The 14,206-nt window shown below is 43.0% G+C and carries 14 protein-coding genes and 1 pseudogene; 7 read left to right on the forward strand and 8 right to left on the reverse strand.

Features of this window, described 5'->3' with window-relative positions; translation table 11 throughout:
• Nucleotides 1–295: 295 nt before the first annotated feature.
• The gene (acnB, locus tag V7K41_RS07125; protein WP_334846777.1) at nucleotides 296–2,956 is read right to left on the reverse strand and encodes a bifunctional aconitate hydratase 2/2-methylisocitrate dehydratase; all 2,661 of its coding nucleotides are present in this window, start codon (nucleotides 2,954–2,956) and stop codon (nucleotides 296–298) included.
• 333 nt (nucleotides 2,957–3,289) lie between these two features.
• Here acnB and V7K41_RS07130 point away from each other — a divergent pair, with 333 nt between their 5' ends.
• The 5 genes from V7K41_RS07130 (at nucleotide 3,290) to V7K41_RS07150 (ending at nucleotide 7,025) form a co-directional block, all read left to right on the forward strand.
• Complete coding sequence (locus tag V7K41_RS07130) at nucleotides 3,290–3,610, forward strand: 2Fe-2S iron-sulfur cluster-binding protein (RefSeq protein ID WP_334846779.1); 321 nt, start codon at nucleotides 3,290–3,292, stop codon at nucleotides 3,608–3,610.
• Nucleotides 3,611–3,758: 148 nt separating this feature from the next.
• Nucleotides 3,759–3,938 carry a hypothetical protein gene (locus tag V7K41_RS07135; protein ID WP_334846781.1) on the forward strand — a complete coding sequence of 60 codons (180 nt, stop codon included), beginning with the start codon at nucleotides 3,759–3,761 and terminating at the stop codon, nucleotides 3,936–3,938.
• 132 nt (nucleotides 3,939–4,070) lie between these two features.
• Nucleotides 4,071–5,135 carry a DUF3326 domain-containing protein gene (locus tag V7K41_RS07140; protein WP_334846782.1) on the forward strand — a complete coding sequence of 355 codons (1,065 nt, stop codon included), beginning with the start codon at nucleotides 4,071–4,073 and terminating at the stop codon, nucleotides 5,133–5,135.
• 197 nt (nucleotides 5,136–5,332) lie between these two features.
• Nucleotides 5,333–5,929, forward strand: a complete 597-nt coding sequence (locus tag V7K41_RS07145) for a CPBP family intramembrane glutamic endopeptidase (protein WP_334846784.1) — start codon at nucleotides 5,333–5,335, stop codon at nucleotides 5,927–5,929.
• Nucleotides 5,930–6,404: 475 nt separating this feature from the next.
• On the forward strand, nucleotides 6,405–7,025 hold the full coding sequence (locus V7K41_RS07150; RefSeq protein WP_292778001.1) for a CP12 domain-containing protein: 621 nt from the start codon (nucleotides 6,405–6,407) through the stop codon (nucleotides 7,023–7,025).
• A 153-nt stretch (nucleotides 7,026–7,178) separates the two neighbouring features.
• On the opposite strand, the gene V7K41_RS07155 is transcribed toward V7K41_RS07150, so the two are convergent.
• The 3 genes from V7K41_RS07155 to V7K41_RS07165 form a co-directional block, all read right to left on the reverse strand.
• Nucleotides 7,179–8,294 carry an LptF/LptG family permease gene (locus tag V7K41_RS07155; protein WP_334846786.1) on the reverse strand — a complete coding sequence of 372 codons (1,116 nt, stop codon included), beginning with the start codon at nucleotides 8,292–8,294 and terminating at the stop codon, nucleotides 7,179–7,181.
• Between the two features lie 227 nt (nucleotides 8,295–8,521).
• On the reverse strand, nucleotides 8,522–9,250 hold the full coding sequence (gene lptB / locus V7K41_RS07160; RefSeq protein ID WP_334846788.1) for an LPS export ABC transporter ATP-binding protein: 729 nt from the start codon (nucleotides 9,248–9,250) through the stop codon (nucleotides 8,522–8,524).
• Nucleotides 9,251–9,281: 31 nt separating this feature from the next.
• Nucleotides 9,282–9,779 (reverse strand): LptA/OstA family protein, encoded by a 498-nt coding sequence (locus tag V7K41_RS07165; protein ID WP_334846790.1) that lies wholly within the window; start codon nucleotides 9,777–9,779, stop codon nucleotides 9,282–9,284.
• Nucleotides 9,780–10,388: 609 nt separating this feature from the next.
• On the opposite strand from V7K41_RS07165, the pseudogene V7K41_RS07170 reads away from it, so the two are divergent.
• Nucleotides 10,389–10,814: pseudogene (locus tag V7K41_RS07170) on the forward strand (TonB-dependent siderophore receptor); the annotation flags it as partial.
• A 48-nt stretch (nucleotides 10,815–10,862) separates the two neighbouring features.
• Here V7K41_RS07170 and V7K41_RS07175 read toward each other — a convergent pair.
• From V7K41_RS07175 to V7K41_RS07185, 3 genes are all read right to left on the reverse strand, one after another.
• Nucleotides 10,863–11,255, reverse strand: a complete 393-nt coding sequence (locus tag V7K41_RS07175) for a DUF309 domain-containing protein (protein ID WP_334846792.1) — start codon at nucleotides 11,253–11,255, stop codon at nucleotides 10,863–10,865.
• Entirely contained in the window at nucleotides 11,252–11,617 is a 366-nt protein-coding gene (locus V7K41_RS07180) for a ferredoxin thioredoxin reductase catalytic beta subunit (RefSeq protein ID WP_334846822.1), read from the reverse strand. The genes V7K41_RS07175 and V7K41_RS07180 overlap by 4 nt, the downstream gene beginning before the upstream one ends.
• Before the next feature lie 206 nt (nucleotides 11,618–11,823).
• Nucleotides 11,824–13,005 (reverse strand): DUF58 domain-containing protein, encoded by a 1,182-nt coding sequence (locus V7K41_RS07185; protein WP_334846794.1) that lies wholly within the window; start codon nucleotides 13,003–13,005, stop codon nucleotides 11,824–11,826.
• 120 nt (nucleotides 13,006–13,125) lie between these two features.
• On the opposite strand from V7K41_RS07185, the gene V7K41_RS07190 reads away from it, so the two are divergent.
• The gene (locus V7K41_RS07190) at nucleotides 13,126–13,365 is read left to right on the forward strand and encodes a DUF29 family protein (protein WP_334846795.1); all 240 of its coding nucleotides are present in this window, start codon (nucleotides 13,126–13,128) and stop codon (nucleotides 13,363–13,365) included.
• Nucleotides 13,366–13,558: 193 nt separating this feature from the next.
• On the opposite strand, the gene V7K41_RS07195 is transcribed toward V7K41_RS07190, so the two are convergent.
• Complete coding sequence (locus V7K41_RS07195) at nucleotides 13,559–14,146, reverse strand: Uma2 family endonuclease (RefSeq protein WP_334846797.1); 588 nt, start codon at nucleotides 14,144–14,146, stop codon at nucleotides 13,559–13,561.
• Nucleotides 14,147–14,206: the final 60 nt, after the last annotated feature.

Below are 14,206 nucleotides of genomic sequence, written 5' to 3' on the forward strand. Positions count from 1 at the left end.
CTAAGAAACCGTGCCATAGAGGAACTGGTACTCAACGCCAGCCACTTAATTTTTCCATTATCAATACTGCTTAATTCTTAACCGAAAAGTATTGCTTAGCAAGGTACATTTTTAATAAATTTCAACATAATTCCTGCTTGGGGCTGAAATTTAAGTTTATAATAGTTATCTCTCTGGACAGTATCAATTGTATATAATCTCATTAGTATCTTTATTAAACAACAGTGCAAAAGTTGATTTTTGCTTACCTGTTGATGTTAGATAATTAGGTGGGCATTGCCCACCGTACTATTACCTACCTCGCCGCCGTTGGCATACCCAAAATATCCTCAATCCTCGGCATCTCTTCCAACGCAATCACGCGCCCTTCATCCTCAAAACCAGAGATTTGATCAAAGTTCAAATACCGATACAAATCATCTGCAAAAGGATGAATTCTCTTCGCCACAATATCCAAATATTCCTGCACTGTCGGAAGCCGTCCCAGTAGCGCACAAACTGCGGCTAATTCTGCTGAACCAAGATACACTCGCGCATCTTTACCCATGCGATTATTGAAGTTGCGGGTAGAGGTAGAAAACACTGTTGTACCATCAGCAACTCGCGCCTGATTACCCATACACAAACTGCATCCTGGCATTTCTGTCCGCGCACCAGCAGCCCCAAAAACGCTGTATACACCTTCTTCTTTTAATTGGTGTTCATCCATGCGCGTTGGTGGTGCTATCCACAAGCGAGTTTTCACTTCACCTGCACCTTCCAAAACTTTCGCTGTTGCCCGATAATGACCGATATTCGTCATACAAGAACCGACGAATACTTCTTGCACTGGATCGTTAGCAACTTCCGATAATAATTTAACATTATCGGGGTCATTGGGAGCAGCTACAATTGGTTCTTTGATTTCGTTCAAATCAATTTCAATTATTTCGGCATACTCAGCATCAGCATCGCCTTCTAATAACACGGGATTTGCTAACCATTCTTCCATCTTTGCCACACGGCGCAGCATGGTACGCGGATCGTGATAGCCGCGTGCGATCATATTTTTCAGTAGTGCTACGTTAGAACGCAGATATTCCGAAATTGTCTCTACACTCAGCTTAATTGTACATCCTGCACAAGAACGCTCGGCACTCGCATCGGTGAGTTCAAAGGCTTGTTCAACTTTTAAATCTGGCAAACCTTCTATTTCCAAAATTCGCCCAGAGAAAATATTTTTCTTATTCTGCTTCTCTGCTGTCAGCAAACCTTTTTGAATTGCCACGTAAGGAATGGCATTCACGACATCGCGCAGGGTGATACCTGGTTGCAATTCTCCTTTAAATCTTACCAATACTGACTCTGGCATATCTAAAGGCATGACACCCAAAGCTGCTGCAAAGGCCACTAATCCAGAACCGGCGGGGAAGGAAATACCCAAGGGGAAGCGGGTGTGCGAGTCGCCACCAGTTCCCACGGTGTCGGGTAGCAGCATCCGGTTTAACCAAGAGTGGATGATACCATCACCGGGACGGAGGGCGACACCGCCACGGGAGGCAAAGAAATCGGGGAGTTCGTGATGGGTTTGGATGTCTACTGGTTTGGGATAAGCTGCTGTGTGGCAGAAACTTTGTATCACTAAGTCTGCACTGAAACCAAGACAGGCGAGTTCTTTTAATTCGTCGCGGGTCATGGGGCCTGTGGTATCTTGAGAACCAACGGTAGTAATGATCGGTTCGCAGGATGTGCCGGGACGCACACCAGGTAATGCGCAAGCTTTACCTACCATTTTCTGGGCTAGGCTGTAGCCTTTACCTGTATCAAAGGCTTGCTGGGGACGGGTAAATACGGTGCTAGGTTCTAAACCAAGTGCAAGACGAGTTTTATCGGTGAGGGTACGTCCAATAAGTAGGGGGATGCGTCCACCGGCGCGGACTTCATCGAGGATGGTATCAGGTTTGAGGGCAAAGGTGGAAATGACTTCGCCTGCAACGTTTGTGATTTCGCCTTTGTAGGGATGGATGGTAATTACCATGCCGGTTTCTAGTTTGGTGACATCGCACTGAATAGGCAAAGCACCGGCATCTTCTGCTGTGTTAAAGAAGATTGGCGCGATCGCACCACCTAAAACATAACCCCCAGCGCGTTTGTTTGGCACAAAAGGTATATCATTTCCCATGTGCCACAATACTGAGTTAATAGCAGATTTCCGCGAGGAACCTGTACCAACTATATCTCCCACGTAAGCTACAGGATGCCCTTTTTTCTTCAGTTCGGCAATGGTTGCCAAGCTTCTTGGTTGCCGTGACTCTAACATCACTAAGGCGTGTAAGGGAATATCTGGGCGAGTTGTGGCGCTTTGGGCAGGGGATAAATCGTCGGTATTGGTTTCGCCAGGAACTTTAAAAACGGTGACAGTAATCGCTTCTTTTACTGTGGGGCGAAGGGTAAACCATTCAGCTTCCGCCCAAGAGTCAATCACCCGCTTGGCGAAAGGATTGGTTTTAGACAGCTCTAAAACATCGTGGTAAGCGTCATACACCAAGAGGATTTTGCTTAAAGCGTTGGCGGCATAAGCGGCGATGGGTTCCTTTCCTTGTCCGCCCATTACCAGAGGTGTTTCAGATGAGTCTGAGACGGATACGGTGGGCCATTGCAGCAAATCAATCAAAGCTTGCACATTGTAACCACCTACCATCGTGCCCAGCAATTGCACTGCTTCTATGCGCGAAATCAAAGGACTGGTGATTTCCTTTTTGGCAATCGCGGTGAGAAATCCAGCTTTGACATAAGCTGCTGGATCGACACCAGGAGAAACGCGATCGCTCAATAAATGTAATAATATCTCCTCTTGACCCTTTGGCGGATTTTTCAGTAATTCACACAGTTCAGATGTTTGCTTTGCATCCAATGGTAAGGGAGGAATTCCCAGTGCTGCTCTTTCTGCAACGTGTTTACGATATGATTCCAGCATTCTTAACTTCACTCCAAATATTTAACCAAACATCGTTTAAGTGTGTATCATCACTTCCCTACTTTTAAAAGCATTCAACCTCACAAGTCTTTACAAATAGAATTAACAGCAAGTAAATCTCCTTACTTTAAGTTTTTTGTCTAGCAAGGACTTATAATTATCACTGTATAACTATTTTTCCTGATCAGGTTTTTTGAAAATAATTCTCTTTTCGTCTTTGTTTAGTTGGTAATGTGCTTATTTATCAGATAAAATAACCTTCTTGTCCACTGAACTTATGAAGGTTCAAGCCTGAATCTCTAAAGTTATCGTTGCGTCACACTTCCTTTGTCTATGTCCAAAACTTACACCGTAGAAATTAATCATCAAGGCAAAATTCATACTTTGCAAGTTCCCGAAGATGAAACGATCTTATCAGTTGCCGATGCTGCTGGTTTGGAACTGCCGAGTTCTTGCAATGCTGGTGTTTGTACAACTTGCGCCGGTCAACTATCTAAGGGAACTGTGGATCAAACTGATGGCATGGGCGTTAGTCCAGATTTACAAAAGCAAGGTTATGTATTGCTTTGTGTTGCGAAACCCCTTTCTGATTTGAAACTTGAGACAGAAAAGGAAGACATTGTTTATCATTTACAATTTGGCAAAGACAAATAATCTGTGAGCAGTTATCAGTATATCGGATGATTATTCATAACTGAATAACTGTCCACCGAACATTACCAAATCTGATAAATAACATAAGTATTTCATCGCAACTGACATCAGCTATTCTAGAAACTACAAATCAACAGGATTTACCAAGATGACAACTCATTTTATTACCGCAGAAATTGATTTACAAGAAACTCCGGCAGAATTACTAGAAGCAATTGAAACAGAGTTGAAAAAACAAGGCGAACCCCTCCGTTGGGCTGTTACCTCTGTAGATGTTGACGAACAAAAAGCGACAGTTGAAGCAGTGGTGACTACAGTCAAGAGTTAGAAGGCAGGGGGCAGGGGGCAGGAGGCAGCAGGTAGATAGAACTCCTAATTTTTAATTAACTCCTCACTTACCACAGGCTAAACGCCCCGTTGGCGCAGCCTCTCGTAGAGAAGAGAGCTAACAGCACTCGATATGAATCGTCCCTACACAGCTATCTTAATTGTACCAACTGGCGTTGGGGCTGCTATTGGGGGTTATGCAGGAGATGCTTTACCTGTTGCTAGAGTTATAGCACAGGTTTGCGATCGCCTAATTACTCACCCCAATGTCCTGAATGGCGCGAGTTTGTATTGGAACCTCCCAAATGCTTTCTATGTTGAAGGTTACGGACTTGACAAATTCGCGTCTGGATGCTGGGGTTTGCGTCCAGTCCACACTAACAAAGTAGGTTTGCTTTTAGACCAAGCCATTGAGCTAGAGTTACGGCTACGACATATACAAGCAGCCGATGCAGTTAGGGCAACTCTGGGATTGACTTTAACAGATTATGTAATTACAGATGCGCCGTTAAATGTAGAATTACGGACTACCGCATCGGGAGCTAGTTGGGGAACAATTGGCAACCCAGATAGTTTGTTACGGGCAGCTGAGATATTAATTAAAAAAGCGGGGGCAGAAGCGATCGCAGTTGTTGCCCGTTTCCCCGATGATATGGACTCAGAAGCAGTACAAAAATACCGCCAAGGTGAAGGCGTAGATTCTCTAGCGGGTGCAGAAGCTGTAATTAGCCATTTGCTAGTGCGAACCTTTCAAATTCCTTGCGCCCATTCTCCCGCCCTTTTGAGCGAACCTCCACAACCTGATTTATCACCCCGTTCCGCCGCCGAAGAATTGGGCTATACCTTTTTGCCGTGCGTCCTTGTCGGATTAAGTCGTGCCCCACAATTTATAGTAGAGAGAGGAGCAATAGGATCGCCGCAAGAAGATATTTGGGTAGATGAAGTAGATGCTGCGATCGTACCTGCAAATGCTTGTGGTAGCAGTGCCTTACTAAGTTTAAGCCAAAAACGATGCCAAATAATTACAGTAGAAGAGAATAAAACTCTGATAAAAGTTCCTGCCCAACCCTTGGGGATCAAATCTATACAGGTAAACTCATATTTAGAAGCAGTAGGTGTATTGGTAGCACACAAAGCAGGCATCAATCCCTGCGCTCTCCGTCCCAAATTATTACCTTTGCAGTCAATTAGTCATTAGTCATTGGTCATTAGTTAATTCTCCCTCTAAGTAAGTTGGCACAATAAAACCAAACTATGTGAATAAAGATAAAGTAGACTAAAACCCTTTTCCATGCAGCATAGCTGCCTCCTGCCTCCTACCTTATCCCAACGACAAATTTTTACGCCGACCTACTTACCTCCCCACCCTTCACTCCCCACTCTCTCTAAAAACCTGTGATTGAACAACAAAAGCAAGAGCCAGAAATTCCATACTTGACGCGCATCCAAATACTTGGGGCGATGGGAGCGACTGCAATCATTTTGTTGATAGTCGCCAAACTTTCGTTATATTTTGGCAACTTTTCACTATTTTCTTGGGACTTGAACCATAAAGACTTGCTGTTAGGTATAGGGTTGGGGTTCTTCATCACTGCGTTAAGTGGCTTCACTTATTGCCTCTGGACTGCCTATCGTAAAAGTGCAGATTATTACTTAGAAGTGGTACTGAAGCCTTTAACCTTACCAGATTTAATTTGGCTGGGGTTGCTACCAGGGTTGAGTGAAGAATTGTTATTTAGAGGTGTGATGCTGCCAGCTTTAGGCTCCGATATTACAGCTGTAATTGTATCCAGTCTTTGCTTTGGTATTTTGCATTTTAGCGGTTCCCAACAATGGCCTTATGTAATTTGGGCCACGATTGTCGGGATGATATTGGCATATAGTGCTTTGTTTACGGGCAACTTGTTAGTGCCGATTGTTGCTCATATTATTACCAATTGGATTTCTAGCTATTTCTGGAAAATGCGGCAATTTTCGGCAATTAAAAAATAATAGGACTTACGCACAAGTAACAGAAAATCGAACCACAGAGAACGCAGAGAACACGGAGAAATAAGAGTCATAGAGATTTTTTGCGTAAGTCCTGAATAAATAGAATTCAGGAGTTAGGAGTCAGAATTCAGCATGAATTCTGTACGACTGGCGGATGAATAAGGGAGTTTAAGACCCCCGCTAAATTGAAAATTTAGCGGTCTACAATTAGTGGTGGGTCTGAATCCCCCACTTTTTTGTTCTGATTCCTGAATTTTGACTTCTGGATTCTTCTTCAACACAATTTATGCCTAATTTTTGGGCATTGGTTACATTGGATAACATCAGAAGTTGACAACTAGTCTAATTTATTGTTGTAGCTGGGCAAAAGTTCAACTTTTTTTACTTTCTAGTTAGCCAACTGTGCGCTGCAATGCTTCGATACGTCCATGAGGGCGCTGTGCTGCACCGGACTATTAACCAGGAGACTACAGCAATGATGAAAGCTGAAGATATCATGACCAAAGATGTAGTTACCATTCGCGGTTCGGCAACTGTTGCTGAAGCGGTAGGGCTGATGAAGGATAAAGGATTGCGGGCGCTGGTTGTGGATCGTCGCTATGACAATGATGCTTATGGCATTGTCACAGAAACAGATATTGTTTATAAGATAACAGCCTACGGGAAAGATCCAAAGCAAGTGCGGGTTTATGAAATTATGAGCAAGCCCTGCATTGTGGTCAATCCTGATTTGGGTGTGGAATATGTAGCGCGGTTATTTGCTAATACTGGTATTCATCGCGCACCTGTGATTCAAGGTAAGCTGTTGGGCATCATCTCGATTACCGACATTTTGACTAAAAGCGACTTTGTGGAAGCGCCAAAAGCGCTACTGCTGGAGGAGAGAATTCAAAAAGCAATTGAGCAGGCTCGTGCTATTTGCACTGAACAAGGTGCTTATTCTAAACCCTGTGCAGCTGCCTGGGATGAGGTAGAAGAACTTCAGGCAGAAGCAGCTCATCAGAAAGCTGAGGGTATGATATCAGCGAAAGTTTCTTTTGAAGAATACTGCAAGGAAAACCCTGATGCACCACAATGTCGAAATTATCACCCGTAATTGAAGTGGGGGGATGAGGGAGAATAATAGACATCTGGTGAAAAAGAATGTAGAGACTTACTACTGCTATGTTTATGCAAGGGTTATGGATAACGCATATTTAATTTCACCAGGTGTTTAATATTGTTTGTGTACTTCTGCATCCCCCTCAATTTACCGTCTCGCAACTCGTATCAATAAGAATAGACCTATTCCCAAAAAAAGAAAGTTGGGCAACCAAGCCCCCATAAAGGGAGAGAGGACACCTGCTTGTGCGATCGCCCCACTAATAAAGAATATTAAGTAGTACGAAAATATAACTACGACACTAATCCCAAAGCTTGTACCTCTCCCCGTCCGCTGGGGTATGCTTCCCATCGCTGCACCTACCAAGCCGAAAACCACGCATACAAAGGGCAAAGAGATTTTTTGTTGAATCCGCACTTCAAGTTTACGAATTTTTTGGCGATCGCCACCAAGATTTTCCACTTCTAGTTGATTTAGTGCTTCAGAAATATTCATTTCACCATAATCCCGGCTTTTTTCTGCCAAACTTAATGGCGTGCGCGGTAGTTGCAGTTGTTGGTGTTCAAATTTGATGATGTTACGATAAGAGCGATCGGCAGCAACAAAATAGATTGTACCGTTGTAAAAATCCCAGACATTTTGAGAAGGATTCCACTGAGCAGATTCTGATACCACAATTTGATTCAGATTTTTTGTTGAGCGATCTATAATTGTCAACCCTTTCATCCGTTTACCATCAAATTGGTCGGCGTAAAACAAGCGTGTCAATATCCGATTCTTAGAGCCATCCGGCTGGGCAACATCCTGGTATTCAGGATAGAAAATATTTTGCTGTTTAAAAGTTGGCTTGTCTGATTTCAGGGCTTTATCCAGAGTCATCGCCGCTTGATAATTTGCTGCTGGTGCAATTTCTTCGTTAAACACAAATGTCATTCCTGTAACCACAAGACTTAACATCACAGCAGTTAGCACTATACGATAGACACTGACGCCACAACCACGCAGGGCAATTAGTTCGCTCTCGCTAGAAAGACGACTGTAGGTCATCAAAGTAGCCAGCAGCGTGGACATGGGGAAAGCTAAAACGATAAAATTGGGAAATTTTAACAAAAAAACTTGAATAGCAATGTCTATGGGTAGCCCAGATTCTACAATTTTTCTGATGAGATCGAATACAGCATCAATAGTGACGCCAATTGATGAAAAAGCTCCGACACCAAAGAAAAACGGCGCTAACAATTCGCTGGCAAGGTAGCGATCCATGATCGTAAAAGGCAGCAGCGAATAGAGACTCTTGAAAGACGTGAGCTTCTTTGATATCATAAGCAATTTTAAAATTTAAATATTGGCAACCCTGGTAAAGCAAAGTATCTCTACTGTATTTACTATCAAAATTAAATTCTTAATGGCTAAAAGCTAACTAATAAATTCATGCTGAAGAATCAAAAATCAAAATATCCTTTGAAATTATTAACTAAATAATTATTAATTTAGACTTGAAAATTATCCCCCAAATAATATTGCCGCACGAGGGAATTGCTGTAGAGTTCGTCAGCAGCGCCAAAAGCGAGAATTTGTCCCTCACGCATGATGTAGGCGCGATCGGTGATCGCGAGGGTTTCGCGGACATTATGATCTGTAATTAAGATTCCCATACCGCGATCGCGCAGTCGTGCTACGATTTGCTGAATTTCTGAGACTGCGATCGGATCTACTCCCGCAAATGGTTCATCCAAAAGTAAAAATTTTGGACCTTCTCGTCCAGCAGCTAAAGACCTTGCTAATTCCGTCCGCCGTCGCTCACCACCAGAAAGTTGAATTCCTTTACTCCTAGCTAATTTTTCCAACCGAAACTCCCGCAGTAAAGTTCTGAGTCGCCTTGACCACTCCCATCGTGGCACATTAGTTTGCTCTAGCACTAACAGAATATTATCCTCTACCGAGAGTTGGCGAAAAACACTTGGTTCTTGTGCTAGATAGCCAATACCCAGTTGTGCCCTTTCATGCATTGGCATTCCCGTCACCTCTACATTACCCAGCCAGACTTTTCCTTGATTGGGTTTTTCTAAACCTGTAGCAATGTAAAAGGTTGTGGTTTTACCAGCCCCATTGGGGCCTAGTAAACCAACAACTTCACCCTGAGCAACAGAAAGGTTGACACGATTGACAATTACTCGCTTACCGTAAGATTTGTGAATATTCTCTAAAACAATTTTCACTCTGGAAGCTACCCTTTATTGGTGGTAAATGCTAATTAGAAGGCTTCAAAGGTGGTGTCTTTGGGGCAGGTGTCGCAGTTTGTCCATTATTATCTGATTCCTGCACCATGTAGATGGACTCTACCTGACGGTTGGATTGGGGTAAAGCAACAAATCGCCCTTCATCAATTAAATAAGTTACTTTCTCCGCCCGAATACTGTTACCGCCCTGTTGCAAAATATAGACATTGCCACTGAAATCAATTCGGCGCTCTTTACTAAAATACTGTGCTTGGGCAGATGTTGCCTGAAGTTGGCGAGCCGGATACAACATTTGCACATTACCGCGAGCGGTGATTACTTGATTTTTCGCGTCATATTCTTGCACATCAGCGCGGATAGTGAGGGGGCGATTTGCCTCAGATGTTTGTGCAGTAGCGGTTTGCACTTGGGTAGGGAAGGCAAAAGCGCCCAAGAGTGCAACTGGCAGCATTAAAGCTAATCCAAAGCGACGTATCTGTGATAAGGGCAATTCATAGCAGGGCATCATAGCAATTGGGGATTTAGGATTTGGGCTTGCATTCTAATTATCTCAAGTACTTTATCCAGATATGAAATATCCAATCTGGAGTGATTTCCGATAACTACTGGCTGAAATAGTGACGCTACCCCCAACCTCAAGGTTTCAGGAAATTTTAAATGAAATCTACTACAGCTTAATATAAAGGTCTTAACTTTTTTGGCTACATCCCATACCTCATTGGTGTGGGATGTAGCCAAAACCTTGATAAAATTTAGTGAGTTGTGCTGTTGTCAATAGTTATGGATAAATCGTAGTAAAATTATTGAAAATAATTAGTATTAATTTCTTACCAGCTACCAGTCGCTAATTATGACCATAAGGACCAGCTTCAGTACTATATGGCAATGTAGACCCTGGTGGTGCGATCAACTTTGTTACCAAACAACCACTTGAAAATCCTTTTTATTCTTTTGGAGTGCAAGCAGGAAGTTTTGGTCTGGTTCGACCGACCTTAGATATATCAGGTTCGTTAAACACAGAGCGTACACTGCTGTATCGGTTAAATGCAGTTTATGAGCATGGCGGATATTTTCGGGACTTCGACCAAGAGGTTGAACGTTTTTTTGTCTCGCCTGTGTTGAGTTGGATATTGCCGGGAAAATTCTTCCAGGCTGGAATGTCATTGCTTCTTACGCCTACACCGATGCCAAAATCACCCAAAGCAACGATGGACAACAAGGAAACCAACTTTTCAACGTACCCTTTAACGCTGCAAGCTTGTGGACAACCTATGAACTTCAAACCGGGAATTGGAAAGGGCTAGGCTTTGGCTTAGGTTTGTTTTACGTTGGCAAACGTGAGGGTGATCTGGCTAATTCCTTTGAAACAGATAGCTACTTGCGGACTGATGCCAGCATTTTTTATCGGCAAAATAGCTGGAAGCTTGGCCTCAACTTCAAGAATCTTTTTAATGTTGACTACATTGAAGTTGGCCAGAATAGAACCTTTATTGCCCCTGGTGCACCGTTTACAGTTGTAGGCTCGTTCTCAGTGGAGTTTTGACGAATTCAAGAGCGACAACACTCATCAAGTCCTGCATGTTAATCTTTACTAATCAGTAACTAGCACAATTCTAGGTAAAGATAGGGCTTTATTTTCACGCAAGTCATCAGCCGTAATCAAGTCTGGCCCTATTTGTTGTAAAGTCGTCAACAACACTGCACTCTGACTCAATAGCTCATCTACGTCAACGCCGCTGTAACTAGATGGGTAACGGCGTAGGCGATTGCTGCCTTCTCCCAATAGAATTACAGCACCTCGCCAGTTCCGATTTTCCAAATGATACAGTGCTACAGCAATTTGGAGAATTCCTTGATAAAAGGTTTTTTCCGGTTCGCCAGCTTCAATCCACAAAGCCTCTAAAGTGTCATGACAAGCGTAGAACTGTCCAGAATTGAACTGTTCTACGCCTTGCCAAAACTCTTGGGGGATGATTTCGCTCATCCCATGCTGTCTCGTACTTCTTTGATTGTTTGCAGAGAGATTTCTTGTTTTTCTCCAGCAAACTCGTTGTCAGGGGTGAGGAATAACATGCAATGGCACTCTTTGCGTTCTCTCATTGGCACACAAGGACAGTTCCAATATGTGGCGTGAATCTCAGCTTCTTTATCTTCGTAATGGCGACAAGGACATAAAGGCGCACCCAGTTCGTCTTTATGTTTGGCTAGTCCTTCAATCACAACTGCGGTGACAGAAGGTTCAGAACAGAAGTATGTTCCAGTACGCTTGGCGTATTGTTCGGAAAAATGCCGCATTGCCTCTAGGCTTTTATCGCTGGATTTTGTGTTATGTTCTGATGCGATCATGTCGTTCATAATTTAAATATTTCTTTGCATTGTACCTCAGCCTCACTAGAGGATTACTGGGTGTATTTCCCCAACCTTATCTGCTCAAATTGTCTTACCTTTGCTCAAAGGCTGATATATCCGGTGTACTGGGATCGGAGAAAATCTCAGAAATCGCAGAAGCTGAACTTGTCAGCAGTCTTTGAAATTATAAAATTTGAATTGATTTATGAATGTAATGTTTTTTGTAGTTGGGTTTGCAGTGGGCGTAGGCATAGCCCGTCGTAGACATCGCTTTGCAAAATTATACCAGGGCGCTCCCAATTGATTACCTGTTGTTCTGCTGGTGAGGAAATATTTGGCCACAAAACCCAACGACTACCTTGAGGAAGAGTAGCAAGACTCAGGGGGTTTTGAGTCAGCCAAATCAAAGGATGGCTTTTAGGAACTACTGAACTGGCATCTTCTAATGCTCTGGTTGCTGCTAAGGTTTCTAGAACAAAGCGATCGCCTTTGATTAAATTTGTTGATGCCGTCCACAGTTGCACCTGTAATTGTTGTTGCTGTGCATAAAAATACAGTGATGCTGCGGCAATTACTGCTTGTTCAACGTTTTCTTCTTCCCAATTGCTAGCACTGTCTAGGGCAATAACTATTTCTTGTCCACCTGTTACCATTTCTAACTCTCGCACCCTTAATTCGCCATAACGGGCGCTAGTCCGCCAGTGAATCAAGCGAGTAGGATCTCCTAAACGATAAGGACGGAGCGATCGCACCAGCCCCGTTGTCGCTGTTTGCAAGGGTTTACCACGAGGATCGCCCCTTTTGCTCTCTTCTTGCCCCATTTCGTCTACTAAGGGGCAGGTAGCCAAGGGCAACACTGTAGGATAAACGATCGCTGTAGCAGCACAATCACGCTGACGGCGACACCAGAACAATCCCAAAGGCGCACCAGAACCAAGTTCGACTGTGTGCCAGCGATAAACACCCCGGCGCTGGGTAGGGTGGTAATATACCCAACGGTAACTACCTTGGCTAGGAATTGTTTCGATGGCCTTTTGTACTGGTTTCCCCAAGACGAAGGGCAGTATATCTTCAACTTGCAATAAGCTTACAGGCTGCTGTGTCTGATTGCAGATTTCTAATTCCACCGTTAGATCGTCACCTGCTGACACAGGCTGAATGGGACGGCGGGTAATGGATAGATTTGTGAGCGATCGCGGCGGTAAGATGGCTGCTACACCCAAAAGGGCAAAACTAATGCCGCTAATGGCGTAAAGCCAACCAGCCATCGTATTGATACCTGCGCCAAAAAAACAAATAGCTGTTGCTGCTAGTACCCAACCGCCATAAGCAGGGGCGCTAGCGCGGGTTTCTAACCAATTGGTGATAGGTTTTATGATTTTCATGTTTCTTTTTTAACCCAATACCACTCAAAATTCACAGTGTCTCAGGGGTTGCGTTTGATGTCCTTATCGAAACCGCTTTAGAATTTGGTTTACGAATGTCTCTCCATCAATAGGTGGCGTTTGGTATTACTCCAATATTGGCAGGTGGAATATGAAAGAAACTATCGTCATTGGATTGGAGAAGTTAAAACCTTTAGATATGACTTAAATAATCATTTAACCACTAATTTAATGAATAAATTACAGGATGATTTAGAAAATATTTATCAAAGTGCGATTGATTTGTTCAATTGCGTAGGCGAGCTTTTCGTAGACATCGCATTTTATGAGAATGTGGCAATGGCGATCGCGCTTGGCTAAAAAACTTTTAGTTGGATTCCTCAAAAAGAGACGGAAAGTTGCGACGACCACTCACAACCCGTAGAATTTCGATACCATCATCTAATAATCTGTAGAAAATACCCTGCTTTTTCGTTCAGTTAGGATTTATTTAAAAAACACAGTAAGTCATATTCACACAAGATGCAGATTTTTTGGTAATTGTGAGTTGCTGTCAAACTTTCCTCTGTAACCAAGCAAAGACTTCATTAACAGAAAGCGTCAAATTCAAATCTTCTAACACTGGTAATATATCTTGTCCTGATAACAAATCTGGTAAAGAATTAGGCTGATAAACTAAAATACAACGTTCACTTGGATCAATCAACCATCCTAACTGACTGCCATTTCTCAAACAGTGTAAAATATTTCCAGTTACTTTAGTTTGACTTTGAGCCGGAGAAAGAATTTCTATTACCCAAGCGGGTGCAAAATCAATACCACTGCTGATAATTTCACCGTTTTCATCGAGTGGGAGTTGATTGGTAGAAATAACAACCACATCAGGAACTACTGAACGATTACCGCAGGTACAGCGCAATTCAGGAAAGGCTTCGTAGTTACTGCCCAACGCATCAATCACTGTAACTAAACGTTTTTGCAATAAACTGTGTTTAGCCCCTCCCATTGGTTTCTGAATTACCTCTCCGTTAATATATTCCCAAGCTGGTGACTCTTCAATGTATGGAAGTTTTAAGAATTCTTCTAGAAGAGTGCTTTCTGGAACTGTAATTTTACCTTGCGTCAATGCAATATTTTTCATAATTCGGTTACAAGTAAAAGCAGGTCAGCCATTGGAACAAGTAGTATTTTGAGATTTAGG

The sequence above is a fragment of the Nostoc sp. genome (genome assembly GCF_036917415.1).
In the GTDB taxonomy this organism is placed as follows: domain Bacteria; phylum Cyanobacteriota; class Cyanobacteriia; order Cyanobacteriales; family Nostocaceae; genus Nostoc.

Coding starts and splice junctions, on each gene's coding strand:
- acnB (WP_334846777.1), bottom strand. CDS start 2,956: ATGCTGGAATCATATCGTAAACACGTTGCAGAAAGAGCAGCACTGGGA.
- V7K41_RS07130 (WP_334846779.1), top strand. CDS start 3,290: ATGTCCAAAACTTACACCGTAGAAATTAATCATCAAGGCAAAATTCAT.
- V7K41_RS07135 (WP_334846781.1), top strand. CDS start 3,759: ATGACAACTCATTTTATTACCGCAGAAATTGATTTACAAGAAACTCCG.
- V7K41_RS07140 (WP_334846782.1), top strand. CDS start 4,071: ATGAATCGTCCCTACACAGCTATCTTAATTGTACCAACTGGCGTTGGG.
- V7K41_RS07150 (WP_292778001.1), top strand. CDS start 6,405: ATGATGAAAGCTGAAGATATCATGACCAAAGATGTAGTTACCATTCGC.
- V7K41_RS07155 (WP_334846786.1), bottom strand. CDS start 8,294: ATGGATCGCTACCTTGCCAGCGAATTGTTAGCGCCGTTTTTCTTTGGT.
- V7K41_RS07165 (WP_334846790.1), bottom strand. CDS start 9,779: ATGATGCCCTGCTATGAATTGCCCTTATCACAGATACGTCGCTTTGGA.
- V7K41_RS07175 (WP_334846792.1), bottom strand. CDS start 11,255: ATGAGCGAAATCATCCCCCAAGAGTTTTGGCAAGGCGTAGAACAGTTC.
- V7K41_RS07180 (WP_334846822.1), bottom strand. CDS start 11,617: ATGATCGCATCAGAACATAACACAAAATCCAGCGATAAAAGCCTAGAG.
- V7K41_RS07185 (WP_334846794.1), bottom strand. CDS start 13,005: ATGAAAATCATAAAACCTATCACCAATTGGTTAGAAACCCGCGCTAGC.
- V7K41_RS07195 (WP_334846797.1), bottom strand. CDS start 14,146: ATGAAAAATATTGCATTGACGCAAGGTAAAATTACAGTTCCAGAAAGC.